This is a genomic window from Pseudoalteromonas sp. APC 3893 (assembly GCF_030408095.1).
GTDB lineage: Bacteria > Pseudomonadota > Gammaproteobacteria > Enterobacterales > Alteromonadaceae > Pseudoalteromonas.
Genome location: NZ_JASDCD010000001.1, coordinates 468131 through 490022 on the forward strand (window position 1 = coordinate 468131; position 21892 = coordinate 490022).

At 41.1% G+C, this 21892-nt stretch carries 18 protein-coding genes; 12 read left to right on the forward strand and 6 right to left on the reverse strand.

All coding sequences use genetic code 11. From position 1 onward, the window contains the following. Positions 1-16: 16 nt before the first annotated feature. The 6 genes from nudC (at position 17) to QMA12_RS02180 (ending at position 5363) form a co-directional block, all read left to right on the forward strand. The gene (gene nudC, locus QMA12_RS02155) at positions 17-940 is read left to right on the forward strand and encodes an NAD(+) diphosphatase (RefSeq protein WP_087531662.1); all 924 of its coding nucleotides are present in this window, start codon (positions 17-19) and stop codon (positions 938-940) included. 13 nt (positions 941-953) lie between these two features. Beyond that, complete coding sequence (locus QMA12_RS02160) at positions 954-2135, forward strand: cystathionine beta-lyase (protein WP_290208685.1); 1182 nt, start codon at positions 954-956, stop codon at positions 2133-2135. Positions 2136-2255: 120 nt separating this feature from the next. Continuing rightward, entirely contained in the window at positions 2256-3074 is an 819-nt protein-coding gene (locus QMA12_RS02165) for an ABC transporter permease subunit (protein ID WP_254911144.1), read from the forward strand. Continuing rightward, on the forward strand, positions 3071-3982 hold the full coding sequence (locus tag QMA12_RS02170; protein WP_087531660.1) for an ABC transporter ATP-binding protein: 912 nt from the start codon (positions 3071-3073) through the stop codon (positions 3980-3982). The genes QMA12_RS02165 and QMA12_RS02170 overlap by 4 nt, the downstream gene beginning before the upstream one ends. Continuing rightward, on the forward strand, positions 3982-4356 hold the full coding sequence (locus tag QMA12_RS02175) for a PH domain-containing protein (protein ID WP_087531659.1): 375 nt from the start codon (positions 3982-3984) through the stop codon (positions 4354-4356). The genes QMA12_RS02170 and QMA12_RS02175 overlap by 1 nt, the downstream gene beginning before the upstream one ends. A 218-nt stretch (positions 4357-4574) precedes the next feature. Then, positions 4575-5363, forward strand: coding sequence for a putative porin (locus tag QMA12_RS02180; protein WP_087531658.1), 789 nt, complete (start codon positions 4575-4577; stop codon positions 5361-5363). Between the two features lie 67 nt (positions 5364-5430). On the opposite strand, the gene QMA12_RS02185 is transcribed toward QMA12_RS02180, so the two are convergent. Continuing rightward, positions 5431-6207, reverse strand: coding sequence for a nucleoside-binding protein (locus QMA12_RS02185; protein ID WP_087531657.1), 777 nt, complete (start codon positions 6205-6207; stop codon positions 5431-5433). A gap of 89 nt (positions 6208-6296) precedes the next feature. Then, positions 6297-7610: a Na+/H+ antiporter NhaC family protein gene (locus tag QMA12_RS02190; RefSeq protein WP_087531656.1), complete on the reverse strand. Its 1314-nt coding sequence runs from the start codon at positions 7608-7610 to the stop codon at positions 6297-6299. A gap of 260 nt (positions 7611-7870) precedes the next feature. On the opposite strand from QMA12_RS02190, the gene dapB reads away from it, so the two are divergent. The 5 genes from dapB (at position 7871) to QMA12_RS02215 (ending at position 14992) form a co-directional block, all read left to right on the forward strand. Beyond that, positions 7871-8671: a 4-hydroxy-tetrahydrodipicolinate reductase gene (dapB, locus tag QMA12_RS02195; RefSeq protein ID WP_290208679.1), complete on the forward strand. Its 801-nt coding sequence runs from the start codon at positions 7871-7873 to the stop codon at positions 8669-8671. A 207-nt stretch (positions 8672-8878) separates the two neighbouring features. Further along, a complete protein-coding gene (gene carA / locus QMA12_RS02200) occupies positions 8879-10015 on the forward strand; it encodes a glutamine-hydrolyzing carbamoyl-phosphate synthase small subunit (protein ID WP_087531654.1) in 1137 nt (378 codons plus the stop codon). Between the two features lie 16 nt (positions 10016-10031). Continuing rightward, complete coding sequence (gene carB / locus QMA12_RS02205; protein WP_087531653.1) at positions 10032-13250, forward strand: carbamoyl-phosphate synthase large subunit; 3219 nt, start codon at positions 10032-10034, stop codon at positions 13248-13250. A gap of 51 nt (positions 13251-13301) precedes the next feature. Next, positions 13302-13778, forward strand: coding sequence for a transcription elongation factor GreA (gene greA / locus QMA12_RS02210; protein WP_087531652.1), 477 nt, complete (start codon positions 13302-13304; stop codon positions 13776-13778). A gap of 170 nt (positions 13779-13948) precedes the next feature. Continuing rightward, positions 13949-14992, forward strand: coding sequence for a S66 peptidase family protein (locus QMA12_RS02215; RefSeq protein WP_087531651.1), 1044 nt, complete (start codon positions 13949-13951; stop codon positions 14990-14992). Between the two features lie 39 nt (positions 14993-15031). Here the strand turns inward: QMA12_RS02215 and QMA12_RS02220 are convergent, their stop codons facing one another. Together QMA12_RS02220 and QMA12_RS02225 are read right to left on the reverse strand one after the other, a co-directional pair. Then, positions 15032-15688 (reverse strand): nitroreductase family protein, encoded by a 657-nt coding sequence (locus tag QMA12_RS02220; RefSeq protein ID WP_087531650.1) that lies wholly within the window; start codon positions 15686-15688, stop codon positions 15032-15034. A gap of 23 nt (positions 15689-15711) precedes the next feature. Continuing rightward, positions 15712-16002: a putative quinol monooxygenase gene (locus tag QMA12_RS02225; RefSeq protein WP_087531649.1), complete on the reverse strand. Its 291-nt coding sequence runs from the start codon at positions 16000-16002 to the stop codon at positions 15712-15714. Between the two features lie 116 nt (positions 16003-16118). Here QMA12_RS02225 and QMA12_RS02230 point away from each other — a divergent pair, with 116 nt between their 5' ends. Further along, positions 16119-17054, forward strand: coding sequence for a LysR family transcriptional regulator (locus QMA12_RS02230; protein ID WP_087531785.1), 936 nt, complete (start codon positions 16119-16121; stop codon positions 17052-17054). Between the two features lie 27 nt (positions 17055-17081). Here the strand turns inward: QMA12_RS02230 and QMA12_RS02235 are convergent, their stop codons facing one another. Beyond that, entirely contained in the window at positions 17082-18536 is a 1455-nt protein-coding gene (locus QMA12_RS02235; protein WP_087531648.1) for a serine hydrolase, read from the reverse strand. A 172-nt stretch (positions 18537-18708) separates the two neighbouring features. After that, positions 18709-21888, reverse strand: a complete 3180-nt coding sequence (locus QMA12_RS02240) for an efflux RND transporter permease subunit (RefSeq protein WP_290208671.1) — start codon at positions 21886-21888, stop codon at positions 18709-18711. Positions 21889-21892: the final 4 nt, after the last annotated feature.

The following is a 21892-nucleotide window of genomic DNA, read 5'->3' on the forward strand; positions in this document are numbered from 1 at the left end:
AGCAAAAGGGGTAACAATGCTAAATTACAGTCACATGGCATTGGATCGCGGATCAAACTTAAGAAAAGATACGCAATGGTTGGCAGCACAAAAAAATCAGCAAAGTAGGTGGTTATTAGTTCATAACAATCATACGCTCTTTAATAAAAACAGTGTTGCCGTGACCTTTTTATCTCACGACAAAGTCAGTCACCTCAACTTAGAAAACAGTGTGTTTTTAGGTTTTGACAAACAAAAAATTAACCACTTTGCTTTGGACGTCAGTGAGCTTGATGAGGCCAACTTATTAGCGTTAACTTCTGGCGCTGAGTTTGTTGATATTCGTCACTATGGCGCGCAAGTGGATATGTTACATGGATCAATGGCAGCACTGGCACGAGGCTTATGTTATTGGCATGCAACCCATAAATTTTGTGGCCGTTGCGGCACGCAAAATCAATTAGTTGAAGCAGGGCACTCGCGTTTATGTATTAATCCTAAGTGTAAACATCAAACTTTTCCTCGTACCGATCCTGCCGTTATCATGGTGGTTACACGTAAGTTTTCAGATGGTATTGAGCGTTGTTTACTTGGTCGGCAAGCTGCTTGGGCACAAGGTATGTATTCATCTTTAGCGGGGTTTGTTGATCCCGGTGAAACGCTTGAGCAAGCTGTTGCCCGTGAAGTGATGGAAGAGGCGGGGATTGTGGTTGATAATGTTCGCTATATAGCTTCACAGCCTTGGCCGTTTCCTTCCTCTATCATGCTTGGTTTTATCGCCGAAGCGGTGACAGAAAAAATTCAAGTAGATAAAGACGAATTAGACGATGCGCAGTGGTTTAGCCGCGAAGAGCTTAGAAAATTTGGCAATTGGCACGAAGAGGGGGAGCACTTAAAGTTACCTCGGACTGATTCAATATCTCGCTATTTAATAAATTATTGGCTTGACCAAAAAGACTAAACAAGGATTAATAATGACCAGTAAAAAAAATATGAATACGCAATTAGTCAGTAGTGGTAGAAAAAAAGCTTATACGCATGGTGTTGTAAACCCCGTGGTACAGCGCGCATCTACTGTGGTATTCGATTCAGTTGATGAATTAAAAAATGCGGCAAAAAAGCGTGGTGATAAAACACTTTTTTATGGTCGTCGCGGCACAACTACTCACTTTGCTTTGCAAGAGGCAATCACTGAGCTTGAAGGGGGGGAAGGTTGTGCCTTATACCCATGTGGTGCAGCAGCAATTAGCAGTGCACTTCTGGCATTTGTAAAAGCGGGCGATCATATACTCATGGTTGATACCGCTTATGAGCCAACGCGAGATTTTTGCGATAAAATTTTAGCTGGTTTTGGTGTGGAAACAACTTACTACCCAGCGACTATCGGCGCCGGAATAAAGTCGCTTATTAAAGACAATACAAAAGTGTTGTTTTTAGAGTCACCAGGTTCAATCACTATGGAAATCCAAGATGTGCCTGCCATGGTTGCTGTTGCGAATGAACAAGGTGTAATGACCATGTTAGATAACACCTATGGCAATGGTTTACATTATCGTCCTTTGGAACATGGAGTTGATATCAGTATTCAAGCTGCAACAAAGTATATTGTAGGCCATTCTGATGTGATGATGGGCGTTGCGGTTGCCAATGAAAAATATTGGCCAAGACTACGTGAGCAATCTTACCTATTAGGCCAATGCACTTCAGCAGATGATGCCTATTTAGCACTTCGTGGACTCAGAACCATGTCCGTGCGGTTAAACCAACATGAAAAAGCGGCGATTGAAGTGGCAACGTGGTTGGAGCAACACAGTCTTGTTGATCATATTCGCCACCCAGCGTTTAGTACTTGCCCAGGGCATGAGTTTTTCAAGCGTGACTTTGATGGCAGTAATGGTTTATTTTCATTTGTTATGAAGCAAGGCAATCAGCAAGCTATAGATGCATTTTTAGATAGCTTAACCCATTTTAAAATGGGATTTTCATGGGGCGGATTTGAAAGTTTAGTCACTGCTAATTTAACGATGAAAAATTTACGCTCTGCAACCGGCTGGGAGCAAGGGCCAGTGATCCGCTTACATATAGGCCTTGAAGATGTGGATGATTTAATTGCTGACTTAGCACAAGCTTTAGAGGTATATCAGCAGCACCTTTAAAAACGGCTGTTACAATTTCATCTATTGTTACAAAGCTCACCGTTGGTGAGTTTTTTTTTGCTAGTAATTCAATACGTTTGCCCTTAATGTAGATATAACTAGAAAATAAAAGGAACACCTGTGACGCAAATACACCCACAGCGATTATTGAAAATCGCACAGTTTGAGCTTGTCAGGCTATTTATGACTAAGCGCGGGCTACTTGCAGTAGCAGCCTTTACCATTTGTTGGTTATTAGTTTTACGCTACCCGATAGGGCAAGCGGTTAGTATTATTAGCTCGCCAGAAATGGCTGAACTGGCTAAACAGGTATTTGGCGCAATAGGGTTAAGTAAATTGCTTGATTGGCCCGAAGCAGAACTTGCGATGTACTGGCTTATTGCTTTGTATAGCTTTCCCTGTTTTTGTTTGTTTATATGCAGCGACCAAATTGTCGGTGATAAACAACGAGGTACTCTTCGCTTTTTAACTCTTCGTGCGACTAGAAATGAAATCTTATTGGGACGATTTTTAGGCCAAGTATTGATATTAGCCGCATTAATGGCTGTAACATTGATTGCAACATTAGCTGTTATGGTGTTTAGAGATGCCAGCTTATTAATGCATGGCCTCAGCCGCAGTTTTATTATGTTGTGTTACTTGATTGTGGCCGTCATGCCTTTTATCGCGTTAATGGCACTACTAAACACGTTCGCTCGTTCTGCTAGATTAGCATTGGTGCTGGCTATTTTATTTTTTTCCCTAGGCAATATTGTTATTGGCATTTTAGCTTGGCAAATACCTGCGCTAAGCGTCCTTGATTATATATTCCCAGGGGTACAACTTGATCAAATGGCGGGACAAAATTCAAGCTTGTTTAGTAGTTTAGGTATTCCGCTACTCCAAAGCGCTATTTTACTCCTTGTTGCTCAACGTATTTTTGTAAGGAGCTCGCTATGAGTACGTTAATACAAGCACAATCATTAACTAAACGTTATGGCAGTAAGCTGGCATTAGATGATGTTAGCTTTGAAGTAAAAAAGGGCGCTCCCGTTGCATTGGTTGGCCCAAATGGCGCAGGAAAAACCACTTTGTTTAGCATACTGTGTGGGTATATTTTACCGACGCATGGCCAGCTAACAGTCTTAGGACATAAACCTGGCAGCAGCGAATTATTTGGCAAACTCAGTGCGCTCCCGCAAGATGCACAATTAGACCCTCGTTTTAGTATTGCTCATCAGCTAGCATTTTATGGGCAACTACAAGGGCTTTCAAATAAGCAAAGTCAAATTGAAGCACTGCGGGTGCTCGATTTAGTCGGATTAGGGGAGGTCGCTAAGCAACGCTCTGACGATTTATCTCACGGGATGCGAAAACGCGTAACGATTGCCCAAGCGCTGATAGGTAAACCTGAAATTGTGATGCTCGATGAAGCCACAGCAGGGCTTGATCCAATTCATGCGCGAGAAGTGCGTGAATTAGTGGCGACTTTAAGTAACGAAGCTACATTTATTTTAAGTTCTCACGATCTCACAGAGTTAGAGCGGCTTTGTGGGCAAGTATTGCATTTAAATAAAGGTAAGCTTACAGAGCATCAAGCTGATAGCACTGACCAACAAACGCAGAATTTTATGACCATACTCCTTGCTGATAATTATTCTAATGTTGAGCAAACAATACAATCATTAAATGGCGTTAGTCGGGTGTATATGAGTCAGGCCAAAGAGTATGTAATTGAATATCAAAAATCGGATAACTTGTTTGATATTGAGTTACTAAACTTTTGCCATCAACAAGGCTGGCGTTACCGTCAATTGGTGAATGGCCACACCTTAGAAAATCAAATTTTTACACAGGAGAAAGTATAATGGGTTTATTAAGTGGGTTAATGGGTAATGCTAGCGAAGTAGATGATGACGATTTAGAAAAAGTGCTCGCTAATACTTTAATTGACGATGAGCAGGTAGAAAAAGCGTATAAAGTGGTACGCGATATGTTTATTTTCACCAATAAACGGTTAATTTTAATTGATAAACAAGGTATGACTGGCTCTAAAATGGAAATGGTCAGTGTCGCTTATTCAAAAATAACGAAGTTCAGTAAGGAAAGTGCAGGACATTTTGACTTAGATGCTGAGCTTAAAATATGGGTTGGCTCAGATCCAACGCCGATTAGTAAAGATTTCAAAGCTGGCGATAACATTAATGAAGTATATAGAATAATCGCTAAATATGCTTTGTAATCCTTTGATATAACGGTTTTTTACCTGTATTGATGCCAGTGCTTATATGTGCTGGCAAACTTTTTATTTACATTTTCCCACAATTTATTACAATTAGTTATTTAAAAACAATGGCTTGGTTAAGTTTTCATTCAGTTTACCCGCGTTAGCATGCATCCGCCTTAGTCAATGGGCTAGGCACAACAGCAATGTAACAAGATAAATAGGGAAATCTTACAATGAAAAAATTAGCAGTTATTATTTCGAGCATTCTTCTTTCTAGCGCCGCGACTGCTGCGGATAGCTATAATTCAATTAGCCATGTAGGGTACAAGGACACGGACAACAACGATACTATAAGCGTTGACTCTACATATTATTTTTCTCCAAAAGCGACTCTAGGTCCTTACGATCAATTTGACTACATCAATAAGCAATCTAATGTGTATGGTGCATACAGCGATGATGACTTTGGTGATGTAGCGACAATTGGCGGCGAATACTTTGTACAAGACTTTGTACTGGGTGCAGAATATTCAAACCTAGATTATGCATCTAGCACTGATGTAATTCAGCTTTCAGCAGGTTACTTCTTCAACCCAAATCTGCTTTTAAAAGCAACATTTGAAGATGTTGAAGACGGTGAAAACCGTGTTTTATTTGATTTAGCGTATAACCACCAGTTAAACAGCACAGATTATGTTGGCTTTACAGTAACATCAGATGATGAGTTTGATTACCGTGCAGTGAATGCTAAATACTTCATGGATCTTCAACAAGGTAACTACCTAACTGTTGAAGGGACTATTTCAGATACTGATAATGTTGGTAGCTCATGGGAGTTAGGATCTAACTACTACTTCTCTAAAGCTACATCGGCATTTGTTACGTTTGACAAAAATGATGACTACAGCTTTGGTGCACAACACTTCTTCAACAAGAACGTAGGTTTAAAAGCGGGTTACGCGAATAACTGGGATGACTCAGATTTTGATGCATACTTTGCAAATGTAAGCTTACAGTTCTAATTATGAATTTGTATAAAAAAGCCTACTTTAAGTAGGCTTTTTTTTGACTAATAAATTATTTAATGTTTTAGAACGTCCACTCTACGTGGAACTGTGGCACTGACTCAGTGGTATCCGTGCCAAGTTTGTTATGCCAATATTGCCATTCTAAGCCAAGCAGTAAGGTGTTTTTTTTCATACTCATGGCATGACCTAAGTCCCAAGTAATAATGGGCTGAGCTAAGATCCACGCTTTTACATCTTCACCAAATTCATTTTCACGTTCAGCGATGTACTCCACGTGACCTGTTACATTGAATTTTTGTGAGCCTATTGAAAATGGGTAACCCCAAGCAACATCCAGCATCCAGCTATTTGTTTCAATTGGCGCGCCACCGCGGGCTACGCCATCATTATCATCAATGTAGGCTGTAACTAATGTAGACAAAAAACTAAAACCAGGCGCTTGCCAATTTACTTTTACACCGGGTAAATACTTTAGCACCTTTGAATCGCCAGCTGCATTAAAACCAGCCGTTAGGCCAATATCTGCAATTGCGCCGTATGACATATCGTTGCCAGATATTTTCGACAGGCTAAACGTTGAATACCATTCACCATAAAAGTCTTTATCTTGGTAGCCATCATCAGTGGCATCGTTAATGTAATCAATGAAGAAAAAGTTATCGCCATAATCATAAGCCGAAGCGTGCTGTAGTGATGCTATGGTGGTATTTGACTCTTGCCCTGTAAATGGGTTTTTAAAGTCACCATTGTTGAGGTGTAGTGCGGTGGTGCTCCAATTAGCCGCTTGGCTTGAAGCGCTGGCCAAGCAAATGGCAGCAAAGATGACGGTTTTGTTCAATGTGTTATCTCGAATCTAAAGGTTGTTGATTAATCCAAAAACGAGATTATAGCAGATACGCACAAATTTGAGCGTATCTGCAAAAGATATTAAGCTTTATTGCGACGCAAGCAAATCACTGTAATCGCAGTAAATGCTAGGATAAAGCAGTAGTATGAGGATGTGGATACTTCCCATGGACTAATTTTAAAGGTTGCTCCGAGTAATAGCGCTTGTGCGCCATATGGGAGTGAACCCTGTGTTACACAGGCAAATATATCTAATAAGCTGGCGGAGCGCTTAGAGCTTATTTCACCGTCATCTGCTAACTTTTTGGCGATAGGGCCTGCAACGATTATCGATACGGTATTATTTGCAATGCATAAGTTACTGGTCATTACGAGTGCAGCTATGCCTAACTGGTCAGCCACTTTTCTGTGCCATTTAGCGATTACTTTTGTAATGGCTTGAATTTTTTGTGCAATATAATCAAGGCCGCCATTAATGCGGATAAACTCAGACAAACCACCAATAAACATCGACAGCAAAAATATTTCTTGCATATCGGTAAAGCCTTTATAGATGTCTTTTACAAAACTGGCGCCTTCATAACTACCAGTAAAGCCCATCAATGCCGCAAAGATTATTCCGCTAAATAACACAACAAATACGTTAAAGCCCATTACCGCCAGTACTAAAATAAAGGCATAAGGTAGGACTAATAAAATATCGAAATCTTTGGTTTCTACCGCTTGCGCTGCAGGGGTTAAGAAAAATAATAAGCCAATAGTGAGGATTGCTGCAGGTAGGGCTATTTTTAAGTTTTCGCGGAATTTGTCTTTCATTTCACAGCCTTGAGTACGTGTAGCTGCAATAGTCGTATCTGAAATGATTGATAAATTATCACCAAACATGGCGCCAGATACAATGGTACCAGCCATTAAGGCAGGATCGATACCGGTTTTAATTGATACAGCATAAGCTATCGGACCAATTGCGCCGATAGTACCCATTGAGGTACCCATAGCCGTTGATACTACTGCGGCAATTAAAAATAAACCTGGCAGTAATAAAGCAGGAGGAATAAGTGATAAACCTGCATTTACAACCGCATCAACACCACCAGTGGCACCTGCTACAGCAGAAAAGGCACCTGCGAGTAGGTAAATTAAACACATGGTAATAATATTGTTGTGACCAGCACCCTTTATAAAGGTTTCAACGCTGTGATTGATGGTATTTTTATTGAGGATAAACGCCAACATAATGGCGGGTAAAATCGCAACAGGAGCTGGAAGCTGATAAAAGGCGTAATCGACCCCTTGTGATTGTAAATATAGACCTGCGCCTAAAAATAAGGCTACAAAGGTAAGTAGGGGCAGCAAAGAGAGCTTTGCGTTAGTTTTGTTAAATGATGGCTGCATCATATTCCTCGTTAGATAACATATACTACAGCCAAAACTTCCCTTTTTTAGCTGAATTTAGTTGGTTGTCTTATCAAAATGATAAGATGAACAACAGCGCCCGCAAGCCAAAGACCAAATCGGCGCAAAAGAGAAGTTTAAATGTATAGATGGCTAAAGTCTATGAGTATCTGTTATTATTATTTTTTGAAAGGGTTACCTGACTATTACACGAGTTTTAGATAAAATCTAGTTCACTTAATTTTGCAAAGGTTAGTAATATGAATCGAATTGGCGTATTTGGCGCAAACGGAAGAATGGGGTTGGCATTAGTCGAAGCCACACACAAAAATAACAATGCCGAGTTAGCAGCTGCCTATGTTCGTAGTAGTTCACCTTTGCTGAATATTGCAGTCAATCAATTAAATAGTGCAGCGCCACTTGCTGTAACTTTTAGTGATGAGCGCGAAGTGGCAAATGATATTGATGTTTTAATCGATTTTACTTTACCTGCTGGTATGCGCGCACATTTAAAAACTGCCGTAGCAAATAATATCGCAATGGTTATTGGCACCACTGGTTTGAACGATGATGATATGCAGGCTCTAAATGAAGCCGCTAAACATATCCCAATCGTTTTTGCGCGTAATTATAGCGTTGGCGTTAATTTACTGCTTAACTTAGTGCAAACCGCTGCGACTAAATTTGGTGATGATCTTGATATCGAAATCTTTGAAGCACATCATCGCCATAAAATTGATGCGCCATCAGGGACTGCATTAGCCATTGGCGAAGCGATCGCAGAGGCAAAAGGGTGGGATCATGATGACGTCGCGGTTTATGATCGTAGCCAGGTTGAACAAGCAAAATCGCAAAAAGAAATCGGCTATTCAGTACTCAGAGGTGGCGATATAGTTGGTGAACACACAGCATATTTCGCAACTTCTGGCGAAAGGCTTGAATTAACTCACAAAGCGAGTTCTCGAATGACCTTTGCATTAGGTGCGGTAAGAGCTGCAGGCTGGTTGAAAAACAAACCAGCTGGACTTTATGATATGCAAGATGTGCTTGACTTGAAGTAGTTAAGGTGCATTTTTGGCGGTTTGAAGTGTTTTTTGGCTGATAGTGCTTATTTTTGCTGTTTAATGAATTATCGTTAGACCTAAAGCGTAAATTACTATAGAATAGCGCCAATTTGCCAAAAATTCATAATTGCGTGTTTCCAATCGCTATAAACGGGTAGTAAAGCAAATGACTTTACTCCCGTTTTTTACTGTTAGGAGGTTAACTTGACTAAATCCGCTCTGTTAGTTCTAGAAGACGGCACAGTGTTTCGCGGTACTGCAATCGGCGCTGACGGCATGTCAGTCGGTGAAGTAGTATTCAATACGTCTATGACTGGTTATCAGGAAATCCTGACCGACCCTTCATACGCGGAACAAATCGTAACTTTGACGTACCCACATATCGGTAATACGGGTACTAACAGCGAAGACGAAGAAGCGGGTCACATTTGGGCGAAAGGCCTAGTGATCCGTGATTTGCCACTGCTAGCAAGTAATTTCCGTAACGAGCAATCGTTAGATGATTACTTAAAACAACGCAATATCTTAGGTATTGCAGATATCGACACCCGTAAATTGACGCGTATCTTGCGCGATAAAGGTGCTCAAAACGGCTGTATTATTGCAGGTGATGATATCGATGAAAGCAAAGCGCTCGCAGCTGCGCAAGCCTTCCCTGGCTTAAAAGGCATGGATTTAGCAAAAGTAGTCTCAACCAAGGAAAATTTTGAGTGGCGTGAATCAAGCTGGACATTAGGCGCAGGGTTTAAAACCTTAGACGCGGCTGATGAAAAGTTTCACGTTGTTGCCTACGATTTCGGTGTAAAACGTAACATTTTACGTATGCTAGTAGATCGTGGTTGTAAACTAACCGTTGTGCCTGCACAAACCTCGGCAGCAGACGTGTTAGCCTTAAATCCAGATGGTATCTTTTTATCAAATGGCCCCGGCGACCCAGAGCCGTGTACTTACGCAATTGATGCAATTAAAGCCTTTTTAGAAACAGACATGCCAATATTTGGTATTTGTTTAGGGCACCAATTATTAGCATTAGCATCGGGTGCAAAAACCGCAAAAATGAAGTTTGGTCATCACGGTGGTAACCACCCTGTGAAAGACTTAGACCGTGACGTTGTAATGATCACTGCACAAAACCACGGTTTTGCTGCTGACGAAGCAAGCTTACCAGCTAACCTTCGTGCAACGCACAAGTCGTTATTTGACGGCACATTACAAGGTATTCATCGCACCGATAAGCCAGCGTTTAGCTTCCAGGGTCATCCAGAAGCAAGCCCAGGCCCGCATGATGCAGCCCCATTATTTGACCACTTCATCGACCTGATGCAAGCGCGTAACAACTAATTAAACTGGAGTAATAATGCCAAAACGTACCGATTTAAAAAGCATTCTTATCCTAGGCGCTGGCCCGATTGTAATCGGCCAGGCCTGTGAATTTGACTACTCTGGTGCTCAAGCGTGTAAAGCACTTAGAGAAGAGGGTTATCGAGTTATCTTAGTTAACTCAAATCCAGCAACAATTATGACTGACCCTGAAATGGCTGATGCGACGTACATCGAACCAATTCACTGGGAAGTTGTTGAAAAAATTATTGAAAAAGAAAAGCCAGATGCAGTACTACCAACTATGGGTGGTCAAACTGCATTAAACTGTGCACTAGAACTCGACAAGCACGGTGTATTGGCTAAGCACGGCGTTGAGCTGATCGGCGCAACGGCAGATGCAATTGACAAAGCAGAAAACCGCGAACGTTTCGATGTTGCAATGAAAAACATCGGTTTAGAATGTCCGCGTGCAGAAATTGCTCACTCAATGGAAGAAGCTCGCGACACGATGACGCGCATCGGCTTACCATGTATCATTCGTCCTTCTTTCACTATGGGTGGCACCGGCGGCGGTGTTGCTTATAATTTAGAAGAGTTCGAAGAAATTTGTGAGCGTGGCTTAGACCTTTCACCTACTAGCGAATTATTGATTGATGAATCATTAATTGGCTGGAAAGAATACGAAATGGAAGTTGTCCGCGACAAAAAAGACAACTGTATTATCGTGTGTTCTATTGAAAACTTTGACCCAATGGGTGTGCACACAGGTGACTCAATCACGGTTGCACCAGCGCAAACACTTACCGACAAAGAATATCAATTAATGCGTAACGCCTCTATGGCGGTACTACGTGAAATTGGCGTTGAAACAGGTGGTTCTAACGTACAGTTTGGTGTTAATCCAGTTGATGGCCGTATGGTTATCATTGAGATGAACCCTCGTGTATCACGTTCATCTGCTCTTGCTTCTAAAGCTACGGGTTTTCCAATTGCTAAAATCGCAGCAAAACTTGCTGTAGGTTACACCCTTGATGAGCTACAAAACGATATCACAGGCGGTAAAACACCGGCATCGTTTGAGCCTTCAATCGATTACGTTGTAACTAAGATCCCACGCTTTAACTTTGAAAAATTTGCCGGTGCTAACGACCGTCTAACAACGCAAATGAAGTCTGTTGGTGAAGTAATGGCGATTGGTCGTAACCAACAAGAGTCATTACATAAAGCATTACGTGGTCTTGAAGTTGGCGCAACGGGCTTTAACCCGATAGTTGCCTTAGATGATCCTAAAGCGAAAGAAAAAATCATTCGTGAATTACGTGAGCCGGGTGCTGAACGTATTTGGTATATTGCAGATGCAATGCGCCATGGCATGAGCGTTGATGATGTATTTGAACTGACTAAGATTGACCCTTGGTACTTAGTACAAATTGAAGACATCTTAAAAGACGAAGCAAAAATTAGCGAAGTAGGCATGGCGGGCTTAAATGCTGACTTCCTACGTAAATTAAAGCGTAAAGGTTTTGCAGACCCACGTATCGCTGAAATTGCCGGTGTATCTGAAGCTGAAATTCGTAAAAAACGTCATCAGTTAAACATCGTGCCAGTTTATAAGCGCGTAGATACCTGCGCTGCAGAATTTAGCTCTGATACTGCTTACATGTATTCATCATACGATGAAGAGTGTGAAGCGAACCCATCTGATCGTGATAAAATCATGGTTATCGGTGGTGGTCCTAACCGTATCGGTCAAGGCATTGAGTTTGATTACTGTTGTGTTCATGCAGCGCTTGCACTTCGTGATGACGGTTATGAAACAATCATGGTTAACTGTAACCCAGAAACGGTTTCTACTGACTATGACACATCAGATCGCTTATTCTTCGAGCCAATTACGCTTGAAGACGTACTAGAAATCGTACGTGTTGAAAAGCCAAAAGGCGTTATCGTGCAATATGGTGGTCAAACACCACTTAAACTTGCCCGTGAACTTGAAGCCAATGGCGTGCCAGTGATTGGTACTTCGCCGGATGCAATCGACCGTGCTGAAGACCGTGAGCGTTTCCAACAATTAGTTGAACGTCTTGATTTATTACAGCCAGAAAACGCGACAGTGACTTCAACAGAAGAAGCGATTGCTAAATCAGCTGAAATTGGTTTCCCTCTAGTTGTACGTCCTTCGTATGTACTAGGTGGCCGTGCAATGGAAATTGTGTATGACGAGCAAGACTTACGTCGTTACATGACTGAAGCCGTATCTGCATCAAACGAAGCGCCAGTACTACTTGACCGTTTCTTAGATAACGCGATTGAAGTTGACGTTGACGCGATTTGCGACGGCGAACAAGTAATTATCGGTGGCATCATGGAGCATATTGAACAAGCCGGTGTTCACTCCGGTGACTCAGCGTGTTCATTGCCTGCTCACTCATTAACGCAAGAAGTGCAAGATGTGATGCGTAAGCAAGTAACCGATATGGCACTTGAGCTTGGCGTAGTTGGTTTAATGAATACACAGTTTGCTGTTAAAGATGGCAAAGTGTATTTAATTGAAGTAAACCCACGTGCCGCACGTACAGTGCCATTTGTATCTAAAGCAACAGGTGTAGCACTTGCAAAAGTAGCGGCACGTTGTATGGCGGGTCAATCGCTTGCAAGTCAAGGCATCACAAAAGAAGTGATTCCACCGTATTACAGCGTAAAAGAAGTTGTATTACCGTTTGCTAAGTTCCAAGGTGTTGATCCAATCCGTGGTCCAGAAATGCGCTCAACGGGTGAAGTTATGGGGGTTGGTGATACTTTCGCCGAAGCATTCGCAAAAGCACAATTAGGTGCAAGCAATACTTTACCACGCGGCGGTCGCGCGTTACTATCGGTACGTAATAGCGATAAGCCACGTATTGTAGAACTAGCTAAAACTATGACTGATCTTGGTTTTAAAATAGATGCTACAGGTGGTACAGCCGAAGCCCTTAAAGCTGCGGGTATTGAAGTACGCCGTGTAAATAAAGTATTTGAAGGCCGCCCTCATATTCTTGATAACATCAAGAATAAAGAATACAGCTATATCGTAAATACGACCGAAGGTCGCCAAGCGATCGAAGACTCGAAGGTGTTGCGTCGTGGTGCATTGCAAAACAAAACCAATTACACGACAACCTTGAATGCGGCATTTGCTAACTGTACTGCTAACCAAGCGGATGACCGTAGCAAAGTGACGTCAGTTCAAGAACTACATCAGCGATTGAACTAAGGAAATGTGCCAAGGCCGTGTTTTTCGGCCTTGGGATTAAGTGAGAAAAGTATGCAAACAATTCCGATGACAGTTCGTGGCGCAGAGTTATTGCGCAAAGAACTTAACGAATTAAAAACAGTTACCCGTCCTAAAATCGTTGCTGATATAGCAGATGCACGAGAACATGGTGACTTAAAAGAAAACGCTGAATATCACGCAGCGCGTGAACAACAGGGTTTTTGCGAAGGCCGTATTCAAGAAATTGAAGCGAAGCTTTCAAACGTACAAATTATTGATGTAACTAAATTACCAAATACAGGTAAAGTTATCTTTGGCACTACAGTAACAATCGTTAATGTTGAAACTGATGCCGAAGTAACGTACCAAATTGTGGGTGATGACGAAGCAGATATAAAAAATAATCGTATTTCGGTAAATTCACCAATCGCACGCGGTTTAATTGGTAAACAGGCAGATGATGCTGTGATCATTAAAACCCCTAACGGCGATGTTGAATACGAAGTTATCGAGGTTGAGTACGTTTAAATACTTTACTGACTTTGCGTTTTAATAGAAACCGCTGCGTAACTGCAGCGGTTTTTTTATGCGTGAGCTAAATTAGACACAGCTTGATTATTTCGGTAGCTTAGAGTCTTGTAAAAACCATTCCATTAAGTTTACATTTTTAGTGGCGCAGAAGTTTACCAAGGAGTTTTATGGAACCAATTATTTTTCCTGCACCTTTGGAACAAGGTGATAAAATTGCAATTTGTGCATTTTCAAGCTGTGTAGATGCTGAATTTCAACCACGTTTGGATAAAGTTCTACATGGGCTTAAAACACGCGGTTATGATGTTATTGAAGGGCAGTGCCTCAGAGAGCTCAATTCAGCCAAAGACCGCGCAGATGAGTTAATGGCATTTTTAAAGGATGATACTATCGCTGCAGTTATGCCACCTTGGGGTGGTGAGTTAGCGATGGAAATACTGCAATATATTGACTTTAGTGCACTTAAAAAGTGTCGCCCTAAATGGGTTGTTGGTTTTTCAGATATCAGCACTTTTATGTGTGTACTAACAGCACGTTGTGGCTGGGCAACTTTACACACCGCAAATTTAATGCAGCTTCACCCAGACGAAAGTGATAGTGCATGCTTGCAAGTATTTGATGTTTTGACCCTTACTAAAGGGGAGCAGTTTATTCAAGAGCCCGCTAAGTTTTACCAAAGCAAGGCGATTGATTACGCAAACGAACCTGATACATTGTTTGATTTAACAGAGCCTAGCCAATGGCGATGTTTAAATTACAAAGATAAACGTGAGATAGAATTAACAGGGCGACTTTTTGGCGGTTGTTTAGATACTCTAAATGTATTACTTGCGACACCTTATTTAGACTTACACAGCTTTAAACAAGAGTTTGCTCAAGAGGGGCTGGTACTTTATTTAGAAAATGCAGAGTTGTCACCGAGTGCGGTTGCGCGCAGCTTAATGGCGTTGAAGCTGAATGGTGTTTTCGCTGACATTAATGGAATTATACTAGGACGAAGTGCATTAGTTAAATCACCTTACCAAGGTATTGATTATTATGATGCCATTGAGTTTGCTCTTGGAAAGTGTATTTTTCCAGTAATCATTGATGCCGATATAGGTCATGTTGCACCTAATATGAGTTTAGTTAATGGCGCATTTTGTACACTAACAGCAAAAATTAATAAAGGCTTAGCGAGTGAAGTGAGTGTAACAACTTCATTAAAATAAGGTGAGTAAGGCTCATGGTTGCCCATGAGCCTTCTGAATTTATAAAATATTGATAATATGCTCTTGTGCTAAGCGTGACTTCGGCAGTTTAGCGTTGTAGTCTTCAGCGTTATCATGGTAGCCAATGACTAAGGCTACATCGCAAATATAACCACCGAGCTCTTGTTTAAACTCTTCACCGATAAGCTCTGCATCAACACCTTCCATTGGCGTTGAATCAATACCTAAACGTGCTGCTGCGTGCATAGTGTTACCCAGCGCAATATAAGTTTGTGCTTTGGTCCAAGTGGCATTATTACCAGCTTCATCAGTATTTAAATCTACAAAGGCGTAAGCGCCAAATGCTTGCTCGCGATTTTCTTCTGGTGTACGGCCATTGGCGATATCAGCATCAATCACTTTTGCATAATCTTCACGCGTGTAGTGTGGGTTGTAAGCGAATATAATCGTATGCGAAGCTGCTTTAATATGGGGTTGGTTAAATTGGAACTTATTAGCAAAAGTATTGTGCATACGCTCTTTAGCTTCATCAGATTCAATCACAATAAACTTCCAAGGTTGTGAGTTGATAGAGGATGGTGAAAGACGCATAGCCTCAATAAGTACCGCCAAGTCTTGCTCAGAGACGCGTTTAGATGAGTCGTATTTTTTAGCAGTATAACGTGCTTCTAAATCTGCAATGATAGGGTGTGTCATTTTTCTTTCCTGTTTAAAACTGTTTACTTAATTAGGGTCAATTTATTAATAGTAAAATGCGCAATTGCGCCTTCTACTGTGGCTGAATACGCTTTTATATGCTCAGTTTGTGTATGTTCTGACCATAACTGAGTCGTTTTCCATTGTTCATACATTATAAAATGGCTTGAATTATCAACATCTTGATGCAATTCATAACGAATGCAACCCGGTTCTTTTCTGGTTTCGTCAATTAACTTAAATAGTGCGTTTTTTACTAATTCAGTTTTGTCTTGATGGGCTACAATATTTGCTACAACGGTTAGCTGATTCATTGTTAATCCTTAAGCGTTTTAGAACGAATGTTTTACTATGGATTGCATAATAGCCCTTGCATTGCTTTTGATAAACAGCATAATTATTGAATCATTATCAAAATAAAATAGATAATATGCAGTTAGATGATTTAAAACTCATATTGAAAGTGGCTGAGTTCAAAAGTATTACCTTAGCTGCGGCAAAGCTTGATATGCGAACCGCCACAGCAAGTGCTGCTATCAAACGTGTAGAAGCAGCATTAGGTGTTGACCTTTTTGTACGAACAACACGCCACCTTAGACTGTCAGCAGCAGGAGAGCGATATATACCACAATGCGAGCAAGCTTTAGTAGTGCTTGAAAACGCGCGGCAAAATTTAAAAGGCGAGCACGATGAAATTGAGGGGGAGCTCAGAGTGGCGTTATCGTCTGATTTAGGGCGTAACTTAGTGATCCCTTGGATTGATGAAATAATGGATAAGTACCCTAAGGTAAGCTTACGTGCGCATATCAGTGACAGCAACATAGACTTTTATCGTGACTCAGTGGATATAGCATTGCGCTATGGTTCGCCCAGTGACACAAACGTGTATGGCTTTAAAATTTGTAATGTGCCACGTTTACTGTGCGCGACCAAAGAATACGTGCAGCAACATGGTAACCCTCAGCACCCAGACGAACTTAGCCAGCACCAAGGTCTGTTTTATCAGTTACAAGATATAATCAATAATGTCTGGGAATTTACTGATGGTGATACTAAATACAAAGTAAAAATGCAGGGCAAGCGCGCATCCAATGATGGTGATTTAGTAAGACGTTGGTGTGTTGCTGGTAAAGGCATCGCAGTCAAATCAGCATTAGACATTGCGGATGATTTGCTAAATGAGCGCGTGATCACGCTGATGCCTGGTTATCAACACACCTGTGGCGAGCTTTGGCTGATATGCCCAAGCCGCCAATCCATTACGCCTGCAGTGAGATTGCTAAGAGATGCGTGCAGAGAAAAAGCTACTCGTTTGTTGCAACAGTTAGTTGATAAAGGTGTTTTAGCAAAAAGTGCACTTGAGTGATGTTTTTTCAGCCAAGTGCATGTTGATTTAAAGTTTGCTGCTGAGTGTTTTAATTGCTTGAGATGCATTGTCACTCGTAGGGTCGAGCTTTAAAGTTTGTTGATAAAACTCAAGTGACTTTGCAATGTTACCATCAGCTAAATATGCTTCCGCTAAACTGTCGTGGGCATTCGCAGAGTCTGGATTTGTTTGCACATTGAGTTGAAATACAGCAATGGCTTCTTTAATCATCTTCATTTCGAGTAGTTCATAGCCAAAATAATTAATTGAGCGCTCGCGAGGAGTATCACCACTAGAGACCAATTCTGCGTATTTCTTATTTAACTCACTAATGCCACCACTTTTTATTGCCTGAAACAGCATGCTATCAACATTTTCGGTTGCTACCTCGTAAGATTTACCATAAACAATATTGGTTAGGCCTTTCGTCATAGGTGTGAGCGGAGCTCCGCCGGTGTTATTTAAAATCACGATGAGTAGTTGATCCTCCACTATACGACTAATAAAGGCATTAAACCCCTCGATACCACCGCCATGTTGTACTTGTGTTAGTGGTTTGCCATATTTATCAGCATCGAGTTGATTAACTTCCCAGCCAAGTGCGTAATTACGTTGTTTAGAAATTGCATACATTTGTTTTTTTAGCTCTTTATTTATTAGCTTATTTGCATAAAGTGCTTGATCCCACTTAACTAAATCACGTGCGGTTGAGTAGAGTGAGCCTGCAGCATAGGGAATAGACATATCTAAATAATCGGCATTAGTGTAACCGTCTAAGTTATTGTTATAACCAGATGCACGTTGCTTGAGCAGCTTTTCATGAGAATCATAACCGGTGTTATGCATATTCAGCGGGGTAAAAATGTTCTGCTGTAGTACGTCTTGGTATGCTTGTTGAGTGACCTTTTCAATCACGGCACCTAAAATAAAATAGCCTGAATTGCTGTAGCGAAATTGTGTACCGGGCTCAAATAATAAATCATCACTGCATAACAGCGTTATAAACTCATCAACGCTGTAAGGGTTACGACTGTAATCATCTCTAAATGCTTTTGCATGAGTATAATTACTTAGGCCTGAAGTATGGTTAAGGATTTGGCGTATGGTAATTTTATCGCCAATATCTTTACGGTAGTCGGGTAGGTAAGTGCTTAATGGTGCATCGAGCTGTATTTTGTTTTGTTGAACCAATTGCAGAATGAGTAGGGCTGTGAATTGCTTTGTAATCGAGCCTATTCGAAACTTGGTCTGTGATGTATTTTTAATATCCCATTCAAAGTTTGCGTAACCATAGCTTTTTTCGAAAATAACTTCGCCGTGTTTAGCCACTAACACGTTACCATTGAATTGTTTTAACTCATGAAAGCCTTGTATGAAAGAGTCAATTTCTGTGGCTTTATTAGCGGCTAAGCTTATTGTAGATATAAAAAATAAACTCATAGCTAATAACTGAGTTAGCCAGATTTTAGTTTTGTGACTCATAATTTCCCTTAATTATTATTGTTTGCTTTAAAATCAATTTTTAGCGTGGTTAGTATGAAAAGTAAACTCATTTCGTGTTGCACTTATGTGTTCAGTTTGTTTGTTTTTTATTTTTTGCAATAAAAAACCCGAGTTGTAAACAGCCCGGGCTTGATGGTTGGGATAACAAATTTTATAACGCTGAATGACTGACTTTCGTATCTTCCTGGTTATTAATTGGCGCACCATCTATCAGTGCTTCTTTACCACGTAATTTACGTATCACTCGCTTCATATCTTCTAGTGCAACATATTGACATGGAATTAAAATTAACGTGATAACAGTGGCAAATAGCACACCAAAGGCCAGTGATACCGCCATTGGGATAACAATTTTGGCTTGTAAGCTAGTTTCCATAATAATAGGCAGTACGCCAATAAAGGTAGTAATAGAGGTGAGTAAGATTGCTCTAAAACGGCGTGCACCCGCTTGCATAACGGCGTCTTTTATTGCGACGCCTTCTGCGCGTGCTTTATTAACAAAATCAACCATAACAAGTGAATCATTCACCACAACACCTGCAACAGCGATAATGCCAAAAATTGATAGGCCACTCATGGTCATACCTAAAATCATGTGACCGAACATGGCACCAATGACACCAAATGGGATCACAGACATAATAATAAAAGGTTGTGAATATGAGCGCAGCGGTATTGCTAATAATGCAAATATAATCATCATAGACAGAGCAAAATCACGCATTTGCTCTGCAACACTGTCCATTTCCTCCTGAATACGCCCTGCAACACTACTTTGTACGCCAGGGTAGTTTTTCAGTAAGGCAGGTAAGTACTCATCACGAATTTCTTGTGCAATCGCGAACGGTTCTACTTTATCCGTATTAACCGCAGCCCATACGTTGACCGTACGTTTTGAATTCTCCCGGCGTATCCGGTTAACACCATCTACTAGGCTAACAGTTGCGACTTCTGTAAGCGGAACCTCAACATCACTCGGTGTAATGATACGTACGCTTTGTATATCGCTAATTGAATTACGTGCTTCTTGTGGGTAGCGGATCATCACTTTGACTTCTTCGCCATCACGCAATATGCGTTGTGCTTCCAAGCCGTAGTAACTAAAGCTTACTTGTGATGCTACATCAGCAAGGGTTAAGCCCATGCTGTAAGCCAGTGGTTTTAAGTCAAGCTGAACTTCGTCAGTAGCACTTTGCATTGAGTCATTCACATCACCAACACCTTCCATGCTGTTTAACTTCTGTTTTAGCTGAGCTGCTACTGCTTTAAGTTGCTTTGCATCTTTACCTTCAAGGCGGAAGCTAATATCACCGTCGTCACGGCCGCCATTCATAATGCTGTCTTCTATTGTGAGTGTTTTAACACCGGGAAGAGGTGGCATCTGCTCGCGCCAAAGTGCGCTTAGTGCAAAGGTATCAATAGGGCGTAAATCAGGCTCAATAAGCACAGCCATCAAACTGGCATTAGTACGACCGCGAAGGCTTACTGATAAATCACGTACCATCGCTGTACCATATTGCTCTTTCAGTTGCTGATCAACTTTTAAGATGACGTCTTCTATTTTTTTAGCAGTTTCTAATGTTGCTTGCTCAGAAGAGGCTAAGTTCATTTCTACTGAAATTCGTGGGAAATCATGAGGGATTTTCGGGTTGGCTACAAATTTAACTAAGCCACCGGCAAACATACCGCCACTAACAATAAGCACACACACAAAACCAATGATGACGGTATAACGATAGTGAATACAACGTGCAATAAACGGCGTGTAATAGTTATCGACAAACCGTTTTAAGCCACCATCCATCACCTTACGTAAGCGATGTAATGGATTTTTAGGATTAGGTTTACGATCTTTCATTGCTGCTAAGTGAGCTGGGAGGATTAACTTTGATTCAATCAAAGAGAAAATTAAGCATAAAATAATTACACCACCGATGGCTTTAGAAAATGCAGCGCCAGGACCTGTTGTTAAGGTTTGTGGTAAAAACGCGGCAATCGTTGTTAATACACCAAAAGTGGCCGGCATAGCGACACGCTTTACGCCGCGTACAACGTTATCGAGTGAGTGGCCGTGTTTTTCAATTTCAGCGCTAGCTGACTCACCAACAACAATGGCATCATCTACCACTATTCCTAGTACTAAAATAAATGCAAACAGTGATGCCAAATTGATCGTGACATCTAAAAAGCCCATTGGCATCATTAAAAAAGCACCTAGGAAGGATACAGGTAAGCCCATCATTACCCAAAATGCTAATCTAAGTGGTAAAAATAGTGCCAATACAACCATCACTAAAATGCCACCCCACACCATGTTGTCGATCATCATATCTAAGCGACCTTCAAGGTAGTAGGTTAAATCAACAATAGGTGAGAGTTTTACACCAGCAGGCAGCTGATCTTTTTTATCGGCTAGGTACTGCTTTAATACTTTAGCTACTTTTGTGATGTCTTGATCTTTTGATGCATTAACTTCAAAGGAGAGGGAATTTTTACCGTTATATTTTGAATATTGTAAGCCTTCTTCAAAGGCATCATTAATTGTTGCAACATCTCCTAAAAAGATCTGGGCGCCATCAGGGAGAAGTATTAATGGGAGTTTTTCAAACTCGTTGCCGCGATAGGCTTGTTTTTCTACACGCATAGAAATATAGCCATTGTCAGAACGGATTTGTCCTGCTGACATATTCGCCGAAAAGGCACGCACAGCATTTGAGATATCTCTAAAAGTTAGTCCGTATTCTCGTAGTTTATCTGGGCTGACTTCAATACCAATTTCGTAATTTAAACCACCATTAAATTCAACAAGGTTTATTTGCGGTAACGCTTGTAGCTCGTCTTTAATGTTATTGCCAAGCTCTTTTAGCTGGTAGTTACTCATATCACCATACAGCGCGAGTATCATGACTTCTTGTTCAAATTTGTCATGGCGAACAATAGGGCGTTCCATGTCTGCAGGAAAAGTATTGATTGAATCAACCTGCATTTTAATTTCGTCGAGTACTTCTTTAGTATCGTATTTTTCGTCTATTTCAATCCATGCTTGAGAATAGCCACGATTAGAATAGGTAATTTTACGCTTTAAGCCTTCGAGCCCTTCAATCGCTTCTTCGACCTTGATTGTGATACCTTCTTCAACTTCTTGTGGCGCTGCCCCCGGGTAGACAGCTTGTACACTGATCCAGTTGTTTTCAAATTGTGGAAACATCTGTTTGCGAATTGAAAACGCAGTTAAGATGCCGCCAACTAAGATAAAAATCATCATTAAATTGGCTGCAACAGGGTTGCGGGCAAACCAGGCTATCAGCCCTTTTTCACTATGAATGGTCATATGG